The sequence below is a fragment of the Caballeronia sp. DA-9 genome, assembly GCF_051615025.1.
GTDB lineage: Bacteria > Pseudomonadota > Gammaproteobacteria > Burkholderiales > Burkholderiaceae > Caballeronia > Caballeronia sordidicola.
Map to the genome: position 1 here is coordinate 1,301,490 of NZ_CP195131.1, position 19,829 is coordinate 1,321,318.

At 61.2% G+C, this 19,829-nt stretch carries 20 protein-coding genes and 2 pseudogenes; 7 read left to right on the forward strand and 15 right to left on the reverse strand.

Going from position 1 to position 19,829, the window contains the following annotated elements; genetic code table 11:
* The 4 genes from ACRWA7_RS05795 to ACRWA7_RS05810 all read right to left on the reverse strand — a co-directional run bounded on the left by ACRWA7_RS05795 (position 1) and on the right by ACRWA7_RS05810 (position 5,403).
* A complete protein-coding gene (locus ACRWA7_RS05795) occupies positions 1–1,005 on the reverse strand; it encodes a dihydroxyacetone kinase subunit DhaK (protein WP_438390444.1) in 1,005 nt (334 codons plus the stop codon).
* Between the two features lie 29 nt (positions 1,006–1,034).
* Positions 1,035–2,774: an acetolactate synthase catalytic subunit gene (locus ACRWA7_RS05800; RefSeq protein ID WP_438390445.1), complete on the reverse strand. Its 1,740-nt coding sequence runs from the start codon at positions 2,772–2,774 to the stop codon at positions 1,035–1,037.
* Positions 2,775–2,889: 115 nt separating this feature from the next.
* Positions 2,890–3,909 (reverse strand): hypothetical protein, encoded by a 1,020-nt coding sequence (locus ACRWA7_RS05805; RefSeq protein WP_438390446.1) that lies wholly within the window; start codon positions 3,907–3,909, stop codon positions 2,890–2,892.
* 63 nt (positions 3,910–3,972) lie between these two features.
* The gene (locus ACRWA7_RS05810; RefSeq protein ID WP_438390447.1) at positions 3,973–5,403 is read right to left on the reverse strand and encodes an MFS transporter; all 1,431 of its coding nucleotides are present in this window, start codon (positions 5,401–5,403) and stop codon (positions 3,973–3,975) included.
* A 294-nt stretch (positions 5,404–5,697) separates the two neighbouring features.
* Between ACRWA7_RS05810 and ACRWA7_RS05815 the strand changes: the two genes are divergently transcribed.
* Genes ACRWA7_RS05815 through ACRWA7_RS05845 form a run of 7 tightly spaced genes read left to right on the forward strand, consistent with a single transcriptional unit; the run spans position 5,698 to position 13,239 of the window.
* Complete coding sequence (locus ACRWA7_RS05815) at positions 5,698–6,723, forward strand: MurR/RpiR family transcriptional regulator (RefSeq protein ID WP_438390448.1); 1,026 nt, start codon at positions 5,698–5,700, stop codon at positions 6,721–6,723.
* On the forward strand, positions 6,680–7,813 hold the full coding sequence (locus ACRWA7_RS05820; RefSeq protein ID WP_438390449.1) for an ABC transporter substrate-binding protein: 1,134 nt from the start codon (positions 6,680–6,682) through the stop codon (positions 7,811–7,813). Before ACRWA7_RS05815 ends, ACRWA7_RS05820 begins: the two co-directional genes overlap by 44 nt.
* Positions 7,810–8,931, forward strand: a complete 1,122-nt coding sequence (locus tag ACRWA7_RS05825; RefSeq protein ID WP_438390450.1) for an ABC transporter ATP-binding protein — start codon at positions 7,810–7,812, stop codon at positions 8,929–8,931. The genes ACRWA7_RS05820 and ACRWA7_RS05825 overlap by 4 nt, the downstream gene beginning before the upstream one ends.
* Entirely contained in the window at positions 8,928–9,812 is an 885-nt protein-coding gene (locus ACRWA7_RS05830) for an ABC transporter permease (RefSeq protein ID WP_438390451.1), read from the forward strand. The genes ACRWA7_RS05825 and ACRWA7_RS05830 overlap by 4 nt, the downstream gene beginning before the upstream one ends.
* Entirely contained in the window at positions 9,809–10,588 is a 780-nt protein-coding gene (locus ACRWA7_RS05835; protein WP_438390452.1) for an ABC transporter permease, read from the forward strand. Before ACRWA7_RS05830 ends, ACRWA7_RS05835 begins: the two co-directional genes overlap by 4 nt.
* Positions 10,589–10,616: 28 nt before the next feature.
* Positions 10,617–11,750: a M24 family metallopeptidase gene (locus ACRWA7_RS05840; protein WP_438390453.1), complete on the forward strand. Its 1,134-nt coding sequence runs from the start codon at positions 10,617–10,619 to the stop codon at positions 11,748–11,750.
* Positions 11,751–11,772: 22 nt separating this feature from the next.
* Complete coding sequence (locus ACRWA7_RS05845; protein WP_438390454.1) at positions 11,773–13,239, forward strand: M81 family metallopeptidase; 1,467 nt, start codon at positions 11,773–11,775, stop codon at positions 13,237–13,239.
* Between the two features lie 201 nt (positions 13,240–13,440).
* Here the strand turns inward: ACRWA7_RS05845 and ACRWA7_RS05850 are convergent.
* From ACRWA7_RS05850 to ACRWA7_RS05900, 11 genes and pseudogenes are all read right to left on the reverse strand, one after another.
* Positions 13,441–13,689, reverse strand: a pseudogene (locus tag ACRWA7_RS05850) (IS6 family transposase); the annotation flags it as partial.
* 101 nt (positions 13,690–13,790) lie between these two features.
* Entirely contained in the window at positions 13,791–13,949 is a 159-nt protein-coding gene (locus tag ACRWA7_RS05855) for a hypothetical protein (protein ID WP_438391056.1), read from the reverse strand.
* Positions 13,950–14,300: 351 nt separating this feature from the next.
* Positions 14,301–15,053 (reverse strand): FAD-dependent oxidoreductase, encoded by a 753-nt coding sequence (locus tag ACRWA7_RS05860; RefSeq protein ID WP_438390455.1) that lies wholly within the window; start codon positions 15,051–15,053, stop codon positions 14,301–14,303.
* Positions 15,050–16,057 carry an FAD-dependent oxidoreductase gene (locus tag ACRWA7_RS05865; RefSeq protein WP_438391057.1) on the reverse strand — a complete coding sequence of 336 codons (1,008 nt, stop codon included), beginning with the start codon at positions 16,055–16,057 and terminating at the stop codon, positions 15,050–15,052. Before ACRWA7_RS05865 ends, ACRWA7_RS05860 begins: the two co-directional genes overlap by 4 nt.
* Positions 16,058–16,221: 164 nt before the next feature.
* Positions 16,222–16,437: a hypothetical protein gene (locus tag ACRWA7_RS05870; RefSeq protein ID WP_438390457.1), complete on the reverse strand. Its 216-nt coding sequence runs from the start codon at positions 16,435–16,437 to the stop codon at positions 16,222–16,224.
* Positions 16,412–16,567, reverse strand: a complete 156-nt coding sequence (locus tag ACRWA7_RS05875) for an ATP-binding cassette domain-containing protein (RefSeq protein WP_438390458.1) — start codon at positions 16,565–16,567, stop codon at positions 16,412–16,414. The genes ACRWA7_RS05870 and ACRWA7_RS05875 overlap by 26 nt, the downstream gene beginning before the upstream one ends.
* Before the next feature lie 135 nt (positions 16,568–16,702).
* The gene (locus ACRWA7_RS05880; protein WP_438391058.1) at positions 16,703–17,023 is read right to left on the reverse strand and encodes an ATP-binding cassette domain-containing protein; all 321 of its coding nucleotides are present in this window, start codon (positions 17,021–17,023) and stop codon (positions 16,703–16,705) included.
* An 8-nt stretch (positions 17,024–17,031) separates the two neighbouring features.
* A pseudogene (locus tag ACRWA7_RS05885) lies at positions 17,032–17,538 on the reverse strand (IS5/IS1182 family transposase); the annotation flags it as partial.
* Between the two features lie 288 nt (positions 17,539–17,826).
* Positions 17,827–18,309, reverse strand: coding sequence for an MFS transporter (locus ACRWA7_RS05890; RefSeq protein ID WP_438390459.1), 483 nt, complete (start codon positions 18,307–18,309; stop codon positions 17,827–17,829).
* Positions 18,252–18,590, reverse strand: a complete 339-nt coding sequence (locus tag ACRWA7_RS05895) for a hypothetical protein (RefSeq protein ID WP_438390460.1) — start codon at positions 18,588–18,590, stop codon at positions 18,252–18,254. Before ACRWA7_RS05895 ends, ACRWA7_RS05890 begins: the two co-directional genes overlap by 58 nt.
* Positions 18,591–18,911: 321 nt before the next feature.
* Positions 18,912–19,793 carry a LysR substrate-binding domain-containing protein gene (locus ACRWA7_RS05900; protein WP_438390461.1) on the reverse strand — a complete coding sequence of 294 codons (882 nt, stop codon included), beginning with the start codon at positions 19,791–19,793 and terminating at the stop codon, positions 18,912–18,914.
* Positions 19,794–19,829 lie beyond the last annotated feature (36 nt).

A 19,829-nucleotide genomic window follows, 5' to 3' on the forward strand; every position in this document is an offset into this window, starting at 1 on the left:
TCAGAGCGCGCTCCAGAACGGGCAGATCGCGGGCGCGGTGAGTAGCGCCTCAAGCTCGCTATCCAGCCGGCACAGCGAGAGCGACGCGCCCGCCATTTCCATCGACGTGGCGTAACGTCCCACGCGCGGCATGGCAATGGAAATGTTCTGCTCCTTCAATCGCGTGGCCACGCGCGCGTAGAGGATGTACAACTCCTCGAGCGGCGTTGCGCCCAGCGAATTGACGAGCACCGACACGCGCTCGCCCCCACCTAAACCCGCGTCTTCGATAAGGCGCGCGAGCATGTCGTCGGCGACGTCGTCGGCGCTCTTCAGCGGGCCGCGCACAATACCCGGCTCGCCGTGAATGCCCATGCCGATTTCCATCTCGCCCTCGGCTATGCTGAAGGTCGGCTTGCCCGCCTCCGGCACCGTGCACGGCGTGAGCGCGACGCCGATGGTTACGGTTGCATCGGCCGCTCTCTGCGCGATGGCGGCGACTTCGCTCAAGCTTGCATCGCGCTGTTCGGCCTTTGCGCCCGCGATCTTGTACGGATAGATCAATCCCGCGACGCCGCGACGCTTCTCGCGCTCCGAACGCTGCGCGCTGCCGACGTCATCGGCGACGAGCACCGTTTTTGTCGGGATGTCCTCCATTTCAAGCATCTCCGCGGCCATGTTGAAGTTCATCTTGTCGCCGCCATAGTTGCCGTAGAGGAGCAACACGCCACGGCCGCCATTGGCGGCCTTCACCGCTTCCATGCAGTCCAGCACGCTTGGCCCCGCGAATACGTTGCCGACCGAGCACGCGTCGAGCAGGCCTTCGCCAACATAGCCCGTGAAGGTCGGCATGTGTCCCGAGCCGCCGCCCGACACGACGCCCACCTTGCCTTCACGCGCGCCACTGGCACGGGCGATGACGCGGCCGGTTTCACCCAGTTGGCGATAGATGCCCGGATGCGCCGCGCAGAGCCCCGCGAGGGGTTCGTCGGCGTAGGCGTCAGGCCGGTTCAAAAGTTTTTTCACGACTGTCTCCTGGCTCCTTTTGTTTGCGCTCAGTATTCGAGTGCGTTCTGACCTTCAAACATCGTGACGGGCGGATAGGCGCGCTGATCGGTGACAACGTCGATCAATGTCACGCCGCGATAGGCGCAGGCCGCCTTCAGCGCGGGCAGGAATTCCGCGGGCCTTTCAATTCGCACGCCTTCGCAACCGCACGCCCGGGCGATAGCCGCGTGATCCACCGGTTCAAAATCGCACGCGTCGGTGTAGCTGTTGAAGATGACTTTTTCCGCGTGCTTCTCGTAGCCGAGAATCTGGTTGTTCAGCACGATGAGCACCACATTCAGCTTCATGCGGCGCGCCGTTTCGAGTTCGGACCACACGTGGGCGAAACCGCCGTCACCCACCAGCGAAACCACCGTCGATTCCGGCCGCGCCACCTTCGCTCCGAGCGCATACGGCAAACCCCAGCCCAGCCCCGCGAGGCCGCGCGGCGTCACGAAGCGCGCGCCCACCGCGCGCGCCTTCAGGAAGTTCGCGACCCAGATGGATGAGTAGCTTGCATCCGCGACCACGATCGTGTCCTGGGTCAGCACCGTGTCGAGATCGGCCATCAGACGCTCGGGGCGCACGGGTGTGGCATTGAGGTCGACGGCCTGGTTCATGTCCGCTTGCCACGCCTCGTGCGCCGCTGCGATCTTCTGCGCGATCGTGTGACGTGCGCCGTGACGCGCGCTCAGGTCGCGTTTCGCAAGCGCGCCGGCCAGCGCGGCCAGCGTCAGCTTCGCGTCTCCCACGAGCCGCAGCGCGTCGTAGTTGCGGCCGACTTCCTGGCTGTCGATGTCGAGATGAACATAACGAGCGTTCTGCGGATAGAGCTTCCAGCTATCCGTGCCGTTCTGGTTGGTGCGATTGCCGATCAGCAGCACCACGTCGGCGTCCTCGACCATATCACGCAGATGGCGCGTTCGGCCGCGCGTGCCCATGAAATACCCGACTACGCCGAGCGACAGCTCATGTTCCTCGCTCACTGAGCCCTTGCCCATTGCCGTAGTCGCGACCGGCAGCGACGCCGCTTCCTGCAGCTTCGCGAGTTCCTCCGCCGCGTCCGACACATGGACGCCGCCGCCCGCGATCACGAGCGGCGCCCTCGCATTCGCCAGCAGATCGGCGGCGGCTTCAATGGAAGCCGGGTCCGCGACGCAGCGGTCGAGCGGAAACATGCCGAGATTCGACGCGTGCTTGCGGGGAACAACTGCGGCCGGTTCGTTGAACAGGTCGATTGGCACGATCAGCACGACGGGACCGGGACGGCCCGACGCGGCGGCGGCAAACGCCATATCGACGTAATCGTCGATGCGATCTGCTTCCGTCACGCGACGCGTCCATTTCGACACGCCCTTGAAGAGTTCCAGATGATCGAGTTCCTGGAACGCGTTCTTGTCCGTCTGCTTGCGATGCACGTCCTGCACGATGGCGACCATCGGTATGGACGCCTTCAGCGCCTCGGCCATGCCGGCCACCAGCAGCGTAGCCGCTGGACCGTTCTGCGCCGTCACCACGGACACCTTGTGCGACAGGCGAGCGTATGCATCGGCCATATACGTTCCCGCATTCTCCGCGCGATAACCGATCTGACGAATACCGTAGTGCCTCGTCGCGAGAAAGAGCGCGGCCGGAATCGCCTGACCGAAGATCACCGCGACACCATGGCGCTTGAGCGCTGCCGCCATCGCATGGGCGACGGTTCTGGACTCCGCCACTGCCGCGACTTCTCCTTCATTGACCTGCATAAACCCTCCTGAAATTCACTGGTCGATTCAATCTAACATAGAAACGTTTCTATAAAAACGTTTTTATTATGAGGCGAAAATGAACTGTTGCCGCGCATCGCGCGGCGCATACGCATTAATTGGCGATGCTGCCCGATGCCCAGCCCACCGTGGTGAGCCGCTGGTCGGAACCGCGGCGCGCCCAGACCTCGAGTTCCACCTTGAGCTTGCCGTCAGATGCATCGGCCACGTTCGTGACAACGCCCGACAGCTCAACGGGATCGAATACCTGCAACGGGGAGACGAACTTGACCTTGAACCAGCCATCGGTAAAGAACGGCGCGCCGAACGCCCGCACCATCGCCTCGCCAATCAGACCCGCTTGTTGCTGCCCTTGCACGATCAGGGTTGGCAACTCGCCCGCGCGGGCAATGCGCAGGTCGTTATGGATGTTGTGCACGTATTCGCCAATGCGCGAAAACACCGCCGCCTGCTCCGCCGTAATGGTCTTGACCATGGGCGCCAGCACGTCGCCCACCCGCACGTCGCGTGTGATCGTTTCGATACGGCGCGCGTCGGCGCTCACCTCGCCCGTCACGCGCTTTTCCGGCTTCTCGCTGCCGCGTCCGGCGATCTTGCCCGGCACGGTTCGCAGAATTTCAACGCCGCGATGCCGCACGATGCTGCGGCCGTCCTCGCCCGTCGCCTGCGCCTGCATCACCACATAGCCTTGCCCGCGGCGTTCGTAGGCTTCGACGTAGGTGCCCTTCATGGTCACGCGTTCGCCCAGCTTGACGGGGCTGTCGAACCACATCTGCTCTTCGGTGTGAAAGCCGACAGTCTTGCTTGCGCGGTATCGCGTCGTGAAAAGCTGTACGAGGTCGTTACCCAGTAGACACGGCTGGCCGATGCGCGCGCCGTCAAACGGGCTCGCGCCGTCTTGCAGATACCACGGCAAATAGTCGTCCTGCGTAAAGCAAAAGCGTTTGATCTTGTGATCGTCAACGGTGATGGTGACCGGGCCGAGCGCCTCGGGAATATCAAGGTTCTCGAACAGCGGCTCTTTCAGGCCCGCTTCGAGATCGTCCACGCCGACAGCCCGGCGCGGGTCCGTCAGATCGCGCCACGGGCGCTCTGCGTTCGTCGATACAGTCATATTCCTGAAGTCCTCTTCCATCGATTCGGTTTGGTTTCGATTCGGGTTTCAGTTCGCGCCGCGTTAGGCGTCGTGATCGAGTTGCGTCAAATCGGCGCGGTTGGTTTCGGGCGCGATCCACGCACACAAGCCGCCAATAAACACGCATGCCGCCGTGACTGCGGCAAGCGGCCACGGATCGCCTTTCGACCAGACCAGCAGCGCGGCAGAGGCCATGGGCCAAAGACCCACGAGAATGCTCGGGATCTGTGCTGCAAGAGAGATGCCGGTGTAGCGCACCTTGGTGCCGAACAGTTCGGCGAAGAAGCTCGGTTCGACCGCATACGTAGCGCCCACGCCGACGCTGTAGCCAATGAAGTACGCGAGATACACGAGCGGGATGTTCCCCGACTTGAGAATCCAGAAGAACGGAAAGGCCATGACGATGCCCGTCGCCGCTCCAATAATGAACGTGCCACGCCGGCCGATCTTGTCCGACAGTGCGCCGAACGCCCAGTACGTAAACGCGCCGCCCGCCGCCGCGATGGTGCCCGCCCACAGGATGTCTTGCGTGGGCACGGTGGTGTAGTGGCTCGCATAGGCAAGTCCAATAGTCAGGATGAGATAGCCGAAGAACGCTTCGCCAAGGCGCATTCCCATTGCGAGCAGCAGCGGCTTGTAGAAGTGGCGCAGCAAAATGGTGATGGGTAGCTTCGCCTGCAGCTTCGACTCGGCTGCGTCATCGGCCAGACCCTCGGCGCGCTTTTTCTTCGCGGCTTCCTGCGCGGCAAGAAAGGCGGGCGTCTCGGTCAGGCGAAAGCGAATGAACAGGCCGACTGCCACCAGCACGATGGAGAACAGAAACGGCACACGCCAGCCCCAGCTCATCATGTCCTCGCGCGGCAGGCGCGAAACCATGGCGAACGCGCCGGTGGCCGCAACAAGTCCGATTGCGTTGCCGATCTGCGGCACGCTGCCATACATGCCGCGCTTGCCTTTCGGCGCGTACTCGACTGCTACCAGTGACGCGCCGCCCCATTCGCCGCCCACACCGAAGCCCTGGCACAGGCGCAGGATCACCAGCAGAATGGGCGACCACAAGCCAATGCCATGCGTTGTCGGCAGCAGGCCGATCAGGAAGGTCGACATTCCCATCAGCATGAACGTGAATACGAGCGCCTTCTTGCGGCCGTAGCGGTCGCCAAGATCGCCGAAAAAAATGCCGCCCAGCGGACGCACGAAGAAGCCGACGCCAAACACCGCGAAGGCTTTGATGGCGCCGATCATCGGGTCACTGCCGGGAAAGAAAAGTTTGCCGAACACGAGCGTGGAAGCCGTGGCGAAGATGAAGTAGTCGTACCACTCCACGGCGGTGCCGACCAGACTGGCGAAAACGGCGCGACGCAGCAGCGCGGCGCGCTCCGCCTCCGTCGCGGGCAGAAGACCCGCGTCGCGAGTCGGTTGCCCCACGCTGCCAGGCTTCAGGCCAGCGGCGCCATCGAATGAATTTTCCATCTTGCCTCCTTTTTACGACAGCATGCGTGCACTCGCGCCGTTATGTTTGCCTTTGCTTTGCGCGCTGGATTCGAGCGCATCCTCCTATGAACGATAGCGATAAAAACGTTTTTTAGAAACGTTTTTATTAGGCGCTTAGGGTAATTCCGGAGGATTGGGCGGTTCCGTCGAAAGCAAGCAAATGTGCATTGCCGCATCACCAAAAACGCCAACATTTGTTTTGCAGTTGACAGGCTCTGTCACGTCCACTACATTAATTTAGCTAATTGTAGCGAAAACAACAGGCAGGGTATCTTGCAATTTTCTACTGCGGTTCGTCAGCATTTTGAGCAGTTAACGCGAGCGCAAAAAGCGCTGGCGCGTCATATCGCCGATCACAGCGAGGACGCGGCGTTCGCCACGGCAAAGCAGATTGGCGAGGCGGTTGGGCAAAGCGATGCGGCTGTCGTGCGCTTCGCGCGCGCGATCGGCTACGACGGTTTCCCGCAGATGCGCAATGCGCTGCGCGAGGGTCTGCTCGAGCGCGTGGGCGCAAGCGGCATGCGCGCCGCGACAGAGGGGCTGGCGGTTGGAGAAAACCTCAAGGCGGATATCTTCAACTCGGACGCCGCTCTGCTCCAGGACACCGCACGCCAGAATTCCGTGGCGCTCGCGGACCGCGTGGTGGACCGCCTGATCGCCGCGCGCCGGATCTGGATCACCGGACACGGAACGACTTATCCGCTTGCCGTGATGCTCTCGCTACATCTCAATCAGATCCTGGGCAACAGCGAAGTGCTGACCATCGGCCATGGCGATATTGCCGACCGGATTCGCCATGTCGAGGCGGACGACGTACTGATCGGCATCGGCTACGCGCGCTATCTGCCTTATACGATCGACCTGATGCGTATTGCGCGCTCTTATGGCGCAGGCATTGTCGCCATTACCGACAAACCTTCGTCGCCACTCGCGGAAATTGCGGACGACACGTTCATTGTCGGGCGGGAAAGCTCGACCTTCGCGTGGTGGTCGCAAGCCGGCACGCTGAGCCTGATCAACTGGCTGGTCGCGCTCGCGATGACCCGCAACGGCGCGAAGGCAAGCGCCATGCTGCGCCGGTCCGACGAAGCGTGGCGGCTGCTTTCGCATTGGTCGAGCGCGGACGAATCGTCGGGCGCGGCGTCGCTCGCCTCGCAACTCGATGACCGGTTGCGCTCGCCAGAGGGCGCCTCGCAGCCTTTGCAGGCCAACATCGCTTCCCCTATCCCATCCGGTATCGCAAAGGAGCAATTCCATGAAGTCGAGCAAGCCCCACGCCGGCGCGCAAAGCGCCAGTGACACGCCGGCGCAGGCCGCCAGCACCAGCCGTCGCCGCTTTCTGAAGACAGGAGCCGGCATGGCTGCCGCGGGCGCGATCTCGTTCGGCGCGCCCGCGGTCTTCGCGAAAGACAATACGGGCAAGGTCGTGGTGCGCGGTCTCGGCGGCGCTTATCAGGACGCAATGGCCGCGGCCATCCACAAGCCGTTCACCGAGGCGACCGGGATTGAAGTCGTGGTCCAGCCGGCGACCGCCGCGCAGATCCGCGCGATGATCGAAGCGGGCCGCGTGGCGCTGGACGTAGCCGACCTGACGGACATCGCGCAGGTTGCGCTCGACAAGATCGGCGCGCTTGCGCCCATCGACTATTCGAAGATGACCTTCACGAAGCCCGACGATATCCAGTCGGTCGCGAAGAAGCCAAACTTTGTGGGCAACCTGTTTTTCTCGACAGTGATGGTCTACAACACCGACGTGTTCAAGAATGGCGCACATCCGAAATCGTGGGTCGAGTTCTGGGACGCGAAGAAGTATCCTGGCGCGCGCACCCTCGCGGACCAACAGTCCGGCTCGGCAGAACTCGAGTTCGCGCTGCTCGCCGACGGCGTGCCGAAGGACAAGCTTTACCCGCTCGACGTTCCCCGTGCACTTCGCGCACTGAGCCGCATCAAGCCGGATGTCGTCAACTGGTGGACAACAGGCGCCGCCTCCGCGCAACTGATGGAGCGCAAGGACGCCGTGCTCGGCGGCTTGTGGAATGGCCGCGCGCAGGACCTGATCGACAAAGGCGCGCCACTTGCCATCGAATGGAATCAGGCGAAGCGGCAGACGCAGTGCCTGAGCGTGATCAAGAACGCGCCGAACGCGGCGAACGCGCAGAAGTTCATCGACTTTGCGCTGCAGGCGTCCGTGCAGGCCGAGGTCGCGCGCCACATTGCCTATGGGCCGACCAACCGCGCCGCCCTTGCCCTGCTCAAGCCGGAACAACTGGCAAAGCTGCCCAGTTCAAAAGAACACTTCGATATTTCGTTCCAACAGGACCCGCAATGGTGGTCGGACAATCTGGCCTCGGTCGGGCAACAATGGCAATCGTGGGTACTGCAAAAATGAGCGCAGGTCCATCACCGGGCGCGAGCCTCGAACTGCGGGGTATCGGGAAGACGTTTGGCGCGGCGGCGCCCGCTGTGCGCGAACTCGACCTCACGGTCGCGCCCGGCGAATTCGTCACGCTGCTCGGCGCAAGCGGTTCCGGCAAGACCACGACGCTGATGATGCTCGCGGGTTTCGTTGAACCGAGCGTGGGGCAGGTTTTTATCGATGGCAAGGACGTCACGGACTTGCCGCCCGCCCGCCGCGACCTAGGCGTCGTGTTTCAGCACTACGCGCTGTTTCCGCATCTGACGGTGACGCAAAATCTCGCCTTTCCGCTGGAAATGCGGGGGCTGAAAAAAGCAGCTATCGCGCAAAAAGTCGGACGGCTGCTCGACCTCGTGCAACTCTCCGACAAAGCCACTCGCCATCCCCGCGAACTTTCGGGCGGCCAGCAACAGCGCGTGGCGCTGGCCCGCGCGCTGATCTTCGATCCGCGCGCGCTGCTGCTCGACGAACCGCTCGGCGCGCTCGATAAAAACCTCCGCCATGCCATGCAGGCCGAAATCAAGGCGCTGCATGCGTCGTTCGGCACCACGATGGTTCTCGTCACGCACGACCAGGAAGAGGCGCTGACGCTTTCGGATCGTATTGCTGTAATGCACGACGGCGTCATCGCGCAGATCGGTTCGCCCGCGGCGCTCTATGAGCGGCCTGCGACGCGCTGGGTCGCGGCGTTTATCGGCCAGTCGAACATGCTCGACGGCGTGGTCGAGACCGCGGACCGAGGCAGCGCGCTGCTGCGGCTGGCGAATGGCGTCGCGGTTCCGGGACAATGCGCGGGAACGCTGCCGCGCGGATCACGGGCCACTGCGCTGTTGCGGCCGGAGCGCATTGGCATCGCGGCGAAAGGAAATGAAAATGGAATTGGAATTGGCATGCTTGATGGCGTGGTCGTCGATTCGCTTTATCTTGGACATACGGTGAAGTACACCGTCGCCCTTCCCGACAATCAACGCCTGGACGTGCAAATGCCGAATACCGGCGCGTCCGGCATGCCCGCGATCAATGACGCCGTCGCGTTGCAAATCGTACCGGAGACGGTTTGGGTCATGGCGTCAGAGGAAGGATCATCATGACGGATCTCGCCCAGTCCGCCGCTTCGACGTATGCCGTCATCCGTGCAGCGCGACGTTCGCGCGCACCGTGGCTTCTCGCGCCGCTTCTGGTGTTTCTCGTGGTGTTCTTTCTTTATCCTTTAGGCGCGATGCTGTCGCGCAGTTTTATCGGCGAGACCGGCGTGACGGGCGACTATTTTGCGCGCGTATTCAGCGAGCCCGCTTATCTGGTCGTGTTGCGCACCACCTTCGAAATTGCCGCGGCGGTCACGGCGCTGACCGCGCTACTCGGTTATCCGCTTGCGTATTTTTTATCGAAGCGCAGGCCCAACGTCGCCGCGATGCTGATGATCCTTGTTGTCGTGCCGTACTTCACGAGCGTCCTCGTGCGCACGTATGCGTGGATGGTGCTGCTCGGCAGTCATGGCCTGATCAACAACGCGCTGATCGCCCTCGGCCTGATCGACCACCCGTTGAGCCTGCTTTACAACCGGACCGGCGTGCTGATCGGCATGACCTACATGCTGCTTCCGTACATGGTGCTCGCGCTTTACAGCGTGATGCGCTTGGTGGACACACGCTTGATGCTCGCCGCCGAAAGTCTCGGCGCGAGCCGGCTGCGCGCTTTCTGGCGAGTGTTTTTTCCTTTATCGATGCCAGGTCTCGCGTCCGGCACGCTGCTCGTATTCATTCTTTCCCTCGGCTATTTCATCACGCCCGCATTGATGGGCAACCAGCAGGACAGCCTGATTTCCATGGTGATCGAAGCGCAGATTGAGACGTACTTCGACTGGAATTTTGCCTCGGCGCTGGCCGCCGTCCTGCTCGGCAGCACCCTGATGCTGTTCGCGCTCTACGAGCGGCTGATCGGTCTGAACCGGCTCTTCGAGGCGAAACTATGAAGCGCGATACCACGAGCTGGCCCATCGCGATCGTGGCGGTCGCGGTGCTGGTCTTCCTTGCCGCGCCCATAGCGCTGGTGTTTCCGCTTGCACTGAACGACTCGCAGTACCTCTCGTTCCCGCCGAAGGCACTGACCTTGCGCTGGATTGTTTCTGTCCTCACCGATCCCGCGTGGCTCGACTCGATCTGGCTGAGCGCGCGGATCGCGTTTTTATCGACGGTCATTACGCTCGTGCTAGCGCTATCTGCCGCGATCGTGCTGGTGCGCCATCGCTTTCGTTTCAAACGCGTGGTCTACGCAATCGTGTTGCTGCCCATGATCGTGCCGAACATCATTGCCGCCATTGCCATGTACTTTTTCTTTGTCGACCTTCCCGCACTCGGCAACGTGATGTCCATCGTAATCGGCCATGCAGTGGTGTCGTCGCCCATCGCGGTGATCATTTTGTCCTCGACCCTGCAAGCCTTCGACGGCCGTCTTGAAGACGCCGCAATGAGCCTCGGTGCGTCGCGCGCAACGGCGTTGCGCCGCATCACATTGCCGATCATCGCGCCCGGGCTTGCATCGGCTGCCATCTTTGCATTCCTTACTTCTTTCGACGAGTTGCTGATTGCGCTGTTTCTTGCGGGCACGTCGGCGCAAACCTTGCCGGTGCGCATATGGAACGCGGTGCTGTTCCAGCTCGACCCGAAGATTGCGGCGATCAGCGCGCTGCTCGTTGTCCTCTCCACCTTGACGCTCGTGCTTGCCTCCTTTGCAGGCCGGCGCGCCTGACCGTTTTTTCTTTTGCCATACCGTTCTCATGACTCCAACCCTGCTCTTCTCCCTCGATGAATACCACCAGCGGCTTGAGCGCGTGCGTACTGCAATGCGCGAGCGGCAAGTCGATGTGCTGATCGTCGACCAGACCGATTTCCTGTTCTATCTCAGCGGCTTTGGCATTTCAGAAAACATGTATCGCGCGTGCGTGGTGCCGCTTGAGGGCGAGCCAGTGTTCATGCTGCGCTCCATGGACGAGTTGCCGTTTTTGGAAACCACCTGGCTCAGCGAATACGTGGGCTTTTCGGACTGGGAAGATCCGCTCGCGGTGCTTGCAACGCTCCTTGAGCGCAAGGGCTGGGAAAACCAGCGGATTGGCTTCGACGGCGATTCGTACTGCATGACGGTCAACCGCTTCGCGCGCCTCAAGGCAGCGTTGCCGGCCGCGCGCTTCACCGATTTTTCCGGCGTGCTCGACGTACTGCGCGCCTGCAAGTCGCCGCAGGAAATCGCATATGTGCGACGCGCGGCGGAGATCGGTGACATTGCGCTGAGCGAGGCGCTGGCGGTGTCGGGCGTAGGCACGTCCGAGCGCGACGCCGCGGCAGCAGTCAGCTATGCGTTCATGCGTCACGGCGCCGATTCCGGCCGCGCGGGTCCGATCACACAAGGTATTGGCGATGCGTTTTTGCACGGCAACCTGCACAGCCATCCGCTGCAACGCGGCGACATCCTGCACATGGAGTTATTACCGTTCGTGAATGGCTACAGCGCGCGCCTGATGCGCCCGGCGATCATGGGTGAAGCATCGCGCGAACAGGAGAGCATTGCCGCGCGATTGCTGGAGATTCAGGACCGTCAGTTCGCGGCGATGAAACCGGGCACAGTCGCCAGAGAGATCGATGCAATTGCACGCCATGGCGTACTTGATGCCGGGTTGCGTTCAGCATTCCCAAATATCACAGGATATAGCCTTGGCTATTACCCGCAATCGACGCCGCATACCAGCGACTTCACACGGATCTTCTTGCCGACATCGGAGTGGTTGCTCGGAGCGGGGATGATCTTCCACATGTATGTATCGGCGAACGGAATTGCGTTCAGCGAGACGGTGCTCGTGACAGACGATGGCATTGAATTGCTGACCAGAACCCCGCGCCGTCTCGCGATTGTGTAAATACGCCCAAGGAAACGCGCGCATGTTCACCATAGCGGTTGGCGGTCTCCAGCACGAAACCAACACGTTTTCGCCCACGCCAACGCCGCTTGACGCGTTCATAAAAGGTGGCGGATGGCCCGGCTGGCAGAAAGGCGCTTCTATGCAATCCACGCTGGCGGGCATGAACCTGCCTGTCGCGGGCATGCTGGAAGCGCTGCATGCCGATGTCCGTGTCGGTCCGCACAAGGTGCGGCCACTGCTTTGGGCGGCGGCGACGCCTTCGGGCAAGGTCACGGACTACGCGTTCGATGTCATCGCGCAGGACATGATCGAGCGCTTGCTCGCCGCCGGTCCCGTGGATGGCCTGATCCTCGACCTACATGGCGCGATGGTCACGGAGAGCCACAACGACGCCGAAGGCGAACTGCTGCGGCGAATTCGCGAGCATGTGGGCGACGCGCTGCCAATTGTCGTTAGTCTCGACCTGCACGCGAATGTCAGCCGTTCTCTCTTCGATGCCTGCGACGCTATGGTCACATATCGCACTTATCCGCATATCGACATGCGCGAGACAGGCGCGCGAGCCGTCGCGTTGCTTCTGCAACGCATGGAGCGCGGACGGACATGGCACAAAGCATTTACCGCGATTAATTTCATCGCGCCGCTGACCGCGCAATGCACGCTCGCCGAACCGGCGTCAAGCCTCATGGCTGGACTCGAGGCAATCGAGGCGTCGGCCGGACTGGCCTCGCTGTCGTGGGCATGCGGTTTTCCGCTTGCCGATATTGCCGACGCGCGCCAGACGGTGTTCGGCTATGGCGATGACCCGCGCGAAACCGAAATCGCGGTCGCCAGTCTGGCAGCAGATATCAGTGCGTGCCGGGATCGCTTCACGGAAGCACCGTACACGCCAGATGCTGCCGTTAAAGAAGCCATGCGCCTCGCCGTGACGGCATCGCTGCCTGTGATTCTCTGCGACACTAACGACAACCCCGGCGCCGGGGGGTCGTCGGATACAACGGGCATCCTGCGTGCGCTGGTCGATCACCATGCACAAAACGCCCTGGTGGCAATCGTCTGCGATCCCAGTGCTGCCGCTGCGGCTCATACGGCGAAACCGGGTGCAACGCTTGCACTGGCGCTTGGCGGTCACGTGCGGGTTGCGGGGAGCGAGCCGTTCATTGGGCGTTTCGTGGTGGAACGGCTCGCCTCGGGGCAATTCACCGGAACCGGGCCAATGTGGCGTAACGCGCCAATTGATCTCGGCCCAATGGCGTTGCTTTGCGTTGAGCACACCACAGTTCGCGTGATCGTTTCCTCGCGAACCATGCAGGCCGCCGACCAGTCGATCTTCCGCCACGTGGGGATCGACCCGGCATCCACGGCAATTCTCGCGTTGAAGAGTTCGGTTCATTTTCGCGCGGATTTCTCCACGATCAGTTCCTCAGTTCTGGTCGTGGCGGCGCCTGGCGCGTGCGTGGTCGGCGTACCGCCCGTACCTTCATGACAGTGTGTAATGCGTACGCCTGTTTTTCATGCGCCTGACTTTACAAACTCCGGACGTTGTCGAATTCATGCAGAACGGTGTTTCTCCCCGCGCATCGGTGTTTTAAAAGGCATGACTTAGCAGCGTTGGTGGAAGGATGCCGTACGCTAGCCGATGCTCAGGCGCAGCGCAAAGCCGCTCAGTTTCGCCAGGAATCGGTCCAACACGCCAGCTCTTGCCCACCGGGCGCTTGCGGCGACCGAACGTTTTTCCAAGAAGTAGTAATCTGATTGCACAACGATGCACTGTCGAATGGTCGACCTCGATGCCTCACTCACTCATCATCTCTTCAAGGTTTCGTACACTCAGTCCATAGGCAACATACCAGCGCACACATATCAACATCACATCAAACGGATAATGAAGGCGTTCAAACACGCGCGCTAAGGCCGGCGTCAGGCTCTGTTTCATCGGGCAAAAACTTTGTTTTGGCGCCGAACATAATACCGCACCGCCTTGTCACGGAATAACCATTGGCTTGCGACGCGACGATGGTCAACATCACCGTCGGCTCATCCCCGGCTCAAATTGAATGGCGCCATAGGTACGGCCGTCGGTAGTTCGCTGATCTCATCGGCAACCAACTTCCCGCTGGCGCAAGCGAACGTACATCCCAGCGGGTCGTGCCCGGTGTTCAGCCACAGATTGCTATACGGCGTCGCCCCCAGCACAGGCTTGCCATCCGGCGTTGCGGGCCTATACCGGTCCAAGCCTGCGCGGCACGGTAGTCGCCGGCATCAGGCAACGATGCGCGAGATTGACGGCGAAGCAACTCGATGCGCCGCGCATCGCCGTGTGCGCCATGCGGCGTCATATCGACTGCGCAGCCGGTCGCCTAGACGCGCATACACGAATTTGTGATGAAGGTCCGTTACACTAACTCGCGGAGCGCTATGGTGTTTGCATAATGGTGTTTGCATATTGACAATGTCAGGCTACAACCCTTCAGCGGATACACCGGCAAGCCGATGCGCAACGCGTCCAGCAACGGCACACTCGCATTGCTGAGGGCCACGACAAAGTCATCCGCTTCGACATCGCCCTGATTCGTCGATGCCGCGACCACGCGAGTGCCCTTCTTTCGCAACGACCGCACCCTCGTGCCGTACATGAAATGTGTTCCGTAACTGTCGCTCACGATGCGCGCCAGCCCGTTGGTAAAGCGAAAGCGGTCGCCCCGTGTCCGCCGATGGCATAAATATGCCGCCCACGAGCCTTCGCCCAAGCGGTGCGAGAGCCGGTTCCAGTGCGATGCGGCCCGACCCATCAAGCGCATTCTGCACGACGCCGAACGGTGCGAGCACGTCGATGTTTCGCTTCGCGGCTTCGAATTCGCGCACATCACGGTACCCGACGAGTTTGCCGCTGTGATGGAAATCGAAGTCCAGTTCTTCGTCGCGCAGAAGTTCATCGACGAGCTCGCGGCTATACGCGCCGAGGCCGAGCATATCGATTGTCGACTGACGGCTGCCCGTCGCCGTGCATGCCTTCAGAGACAACACGCACCAGCGCCACTGATGAACGGTAAGGCTCGGTGCAAAGCTCAGCGGCACTTCTCGCGACAGCATCCATCCGGGCAAATTTCCCAGCACGCCGGGCGTGGCCAGTGGTGCGACATAGCTATAATCAAGTTGCCCGCCGTTTGCAAAGCTCGGCTCCATACCCGTGCGCTCGTTGCTTTCGATGACCGTGACGCGATGCCCGTCGCGGGCGAGGTAACACGCGGTTGCTGCACTGATCACACCGCCGCCGAGCACACAAACATGCTTGCTCATGACGATGCCAAATACGCGCGACTCAGCATGCGCCGCGCGGGAAAACGCTCTGGATCGAAGCTGCGATAGTCGAGTTCCGTACCGCCGGCGAGCGCCCACTGGCTCGCCGCAAGACCGAGCGCCGAAGCCATCTTGAAGCCATGGCCCGAGATCCCGGTGAAGACGATGAGCCGCGCATCGCCAAGTAAGGGGCCGAGCAAAAAATCGCGATCGGCAGTGAAACCGTCCATGCACACGGCATGACGGATTGCGACCGGAATCGCGCCAGGCAGATAGCGGCGTACGTAGTCATCGGTAAGCGCGAGCACTTCGTCGGACAGCCCGGCAGTCATGCATTGCGCGCTCGCCAGATGACCGATCGATGCAGCGAATCCCACCTTGATGGTCGCCTGATCGATGGAGGGCCACACCGCAAACAGAAACTCCTTGCCCTGAATCTCGAAGATGGGAAAGCGCTCCGGTTGGTAGACGGATGCATCGCGCAGCGGACACCAGTGCACCGACAAACGCTGCACGTCCACATATGGAATGCGCTTCGGCAAAAGTTCGTTGAGCCACGCGCCCGTCGCAATGACGACTTTGTCGAACATCCACATGTCGTCATCGGTGATGATGCGCACCCCTTTGTCCTCGGGCAAGATTGCGCGGATCTTCGTCTGCGTGACTAGGCGACCACCATGCTTCACCGCCGTTTCCGCCGCGACCGCGACGGCCACTTCGGCCAGCGAGAAACCAGCTTTGAGACCGAACAGGCCGATATCTCCGTCGTTCCCGGCGAGTTGCGGATAACGCAGTTGCAGGTCTGCCAAGCTCAGTGTTTCGTGACGCAAATCGTAGCGCTCCACGTTGCTCATGATCTTGCGCATGAACGGCGATCCTGCCGGTCCCGCATACAGGCCGCCGCACAGGTTAAGCAGAGGCCGGCCCGAGTCGGCTTCGAGCCTGCGCCATTCGCCATAGGCCTGGCGTGTCATCGGCACATAGGCTTCGCCTTCCGAGGCCACCCGAAAAAGCCGCGTATCGCCGCCCGCCGCGCCGCGCGAGCTGCCAGAGCGCCATGCTCCCAACCGTGCCTACGCCGATCACGGCGATGCTTGCTCGTTTCATGCCTTGTGCCGTCCGACGTCCGATATGACGATGCCGCCGGACTTAATGCCCGGCAAGAAAACTACGTGCGCTCATGAGACGGTGATTCGATGATCGGCTTCGGATCTCCCTTCTCAACGATACGGCCTCCATCCATGATGATGATCGTGGACGCCACGTTCAGCGCAAACCGAATCTCGTGCGTGACGACGATCATGGTCATGCGTTTAGCACTGAGGTCGCGCATCACGGCGAGCACGTCGTTCGTGGATTCAGGGTCGAGCGGACGTGGGTTCATCGAACAGAAGTGCCTTCGGGTTCTGCGCCAGTGCACGTGCGAGCGTGACACGCTGCAACTGCCCGCCTGACAACTGCAACGGCATGCGCAGCGCCTTCTCGTACAGCCCCACTTTGTCGAGAGTATGCATTCGCGGTATCGATCGCCTCCTCGCGCTTCATGCCCAAATTGCGCACCAGCGGCAGCGCGATATTCTCGACCGCCGACAAATGCGGAAACACGTTGAAGCTCTGAAACAGCATGCCGACGTCGCGCCTCGCCGCGATCAGCGCACTGCGTGAGGCGGCTTTCGTACCATCGAACAGGACATGCACGCCGCGCGCACGATGCCCGAATCCGGCATCTCAAGAAGATTGATAGAGCGAAGCATCGTGGTCTTTCCGCCGCCGCTTCGGCCCGACACGGCGACGACTTCACCGCGCTGCACGTTCAGATCGACGCCATCGAGCACGAGCGATTTACCGCAACGCTTGGTGAGTCCTGAAATCTCGATGACGGGCCACTCCTTCGGCGTAGCGCTCGCACTACTTGGAGGAACGGGACGTGTTGAAGCACCGCTCTCTACAGATGAGGACGTCCTGAACATATTCAAGAAGTCTGTCTCCGAATGCGCATCAGCTCAGGTGCATGATCAAGTCGCGCCTGCATCTCGTCAAGAACAGCTTCGTATTGCCAGCATGTCACGCGACGATGAGGACCTGGCGTGCAGTCCCCTTTTAACGGACATTGCTGGCAATTCGAACTCCAATACTTGCTGATCTTCAAGCCGCGTTAAACGGTCGAGAATCGCCGGATGAACCGCTCGGCTGCTGGGCACCGATATTCGTTCGTCTGTGCGTTGTAAATAAAGTCATCCTTGCCGAAGCGGCCATGAGTCGTTGCGCTCAATGTCACCGTCTTCGGAACGAACACGTTTATTCCAGCTTCATGGCATGCGAGTATTTCCTCGCTCTTGTAGTAGCCGCGATCCGCAACTGCGGTGAGCTTGTCGACGGCCATCTCTGTACGGGCAAGCTTCGTCATCGACGTCAACTGTTCGCGATCAATGCCGTCATTGGTAACGACGTGCGCGACGACCAGATGATGCTTCGCGTCAACACTTATGAACTGGACAAATGCTCTCGCTTGGCCGCTGAAACAAGACGCCGTGATAGCCGAGGCCTGAACATAAACGGCAGTATCTAACGTTTGAGCAACACTGCCGATGCTCGGAGCCCGCTAGAAGCGATCGCCGCAAGGATCGCTTGGAGATACCCAACGTATCAGAGAGCTTTCGAACGTCAACGAATGCGTGACCTAGAAGCACACCCTCATAGGGATCAACTTTCGCACTCACTTGATCACCCCCGAAGAACGGCTGCGTGACGGTCTGCAGGAACGCACCTATCATCAACGCCCGCAATGCAAGGGGCCTGGGGACATGCAGATCCTGAGTGAGGTAGACAAGCGATACACCGCGATGGCGTAAAAGCTGGTGTTCTCCGCAGCCTGTGCTGCAATCACTCGAACGGTCTTCAGTTTCTCTGTCTTCAGCACGGCCGCAATCGGCAGGCGATCCTTTGGATTCGCGCTTTGCAGCTTCTTGAAGCTGGGCGACTCGGAAACGCTACGCCTGAGCACATTGCCGAACGCCACGAGCACGCCGCTCAGCAAAAACAAAATCCGCCAGCCCCACGAGGCGAATTGCTCAGGCGTCGTGACCGCGTTGGTCAATGCCATCAAGCCGGTCGAAAGCCGCAATGCGACCGGGATGCCGCATTGCGGCCAACTGCCGTAGGCTCCGCGCTTTTTCGATGGCGCATGCTCGATCACCATCAACGTTGCGCCGCCCCATTCCCCGTCGACCGCAAAACCGTGCAGGAAACGCAGCAAGGTCGGCAGGATCGGCGCGGGGGGGCGCCGACACTTGCGTATGTCCGAAACAGTCCGACTAGAAACGTCACGCCGCCCATCATGGTCAGGCTCATCACGAGCATTGCCTTGCGTCCAATGCGATCGCCGAAATGGCCGAATACGATGCCGTCCAGCGGCCGCGCATCAAAACCCACCGAGAAAGTGGCGAGCGACGCGATAGTCCCCGCGACGGGATCGAATGCCGGGAAGAACAGCTTGTTGAAGATCAGCACGGCGGCGGACCCGAAGATAAAAGTCATACCACTCGAGCGTCGCGCCGATCGCGCCCGACCACGCGATGCGCCGGATATGCGAATTCTTGACCATGTTTGTCTCCTTCGGGTTTTATCGGTATGTGTACGCCGGACACTGGCTCTATAGCCTTTCGTCCATTGCGCATCGGCACGTATGACGCGACGACCGCGCGCTCGGATTGCGAAAGCGTGACCCGTTTGGGCTTGCCGGTGGTACCCGAGCGTAATCGGGAACGGATGAACCGCTTGAATACCTGTTATGCGAAAACTGCAGTGAGGTCATGCGTACCGAATTCGTCGCCGCCTCGGAAGTGTGGCGAACGGAGGCTACCTCCGCTCGGTCGCGAGCACTGCATCGGCGCTCGCGAGAAAGCCCCTGATCAGGCGCCCGCGCGGTGACGCCCGGTGCCACAACACGCCGAATCGACGTGGTTCCGTGCGAACCGGCAGCGCGAGCTTCACAACGTTCAACTGGGTCATCAACGGCGAGACGATATCCGGCACCAGCGATACACCGAGGCCGCGGTCGATCATCATCGCGATCGCCATCAACGAGTTCAGTTCGAACAATTCACGCGGCGCGATCTTCGCCGCGCGCAGGTATTGATCGGCCTGCTTGCCGCCGCCCAGCGAGCGGTCGTATCGAATGAAAGGCTCGCGCGCCAGCAGTTCGTGAGCGTCGTGCGCGGCGAAACGCGACGGTGCAAGCACGACAATCGGTTCTTCGCGCAGAAGATGCCATTCATACGCCTTCGGCAAGGCGAAGGCAGGGTGCAGGCAGACGGCGACATCTACATCTCCGCGTTGGAGCGCCTCGTAGAGTTCCATCGACGTCCCCGCGCGAATCAGCACGTTCGCCTGGGGAAACAGCGCGGCGAAGCCGGCCAGCACTTCGGGCACGAGGCTCAAGAGCGCGGTTGTAATCGTGCCGATCCGCAATTCGCCCGCCGCATCGCCTTCGAGCGCGAACGCCCTCAGTTCCGCGAATTCGCGTACCAGCCCACGCGCACGTTCAATCACGCGATGCCCGGCTTCAGTCGGCACGACAGTGCGCCCCGAGCGCACCAATAGCTCCGCGCCAAGCTCCCGCTCGAGCGCCTGGACCTGCTGCGCAATTGCCGCCGGCGTCACGCCGATACGGCGTGCGGCCTCCGCCATCGACCCGTTATCGACGACCAGCAAGAAATTGGCGAGAAAAGTGACATCCATGAAGGTAGTTTATATATCTTTTGAAGATAGTTCCGG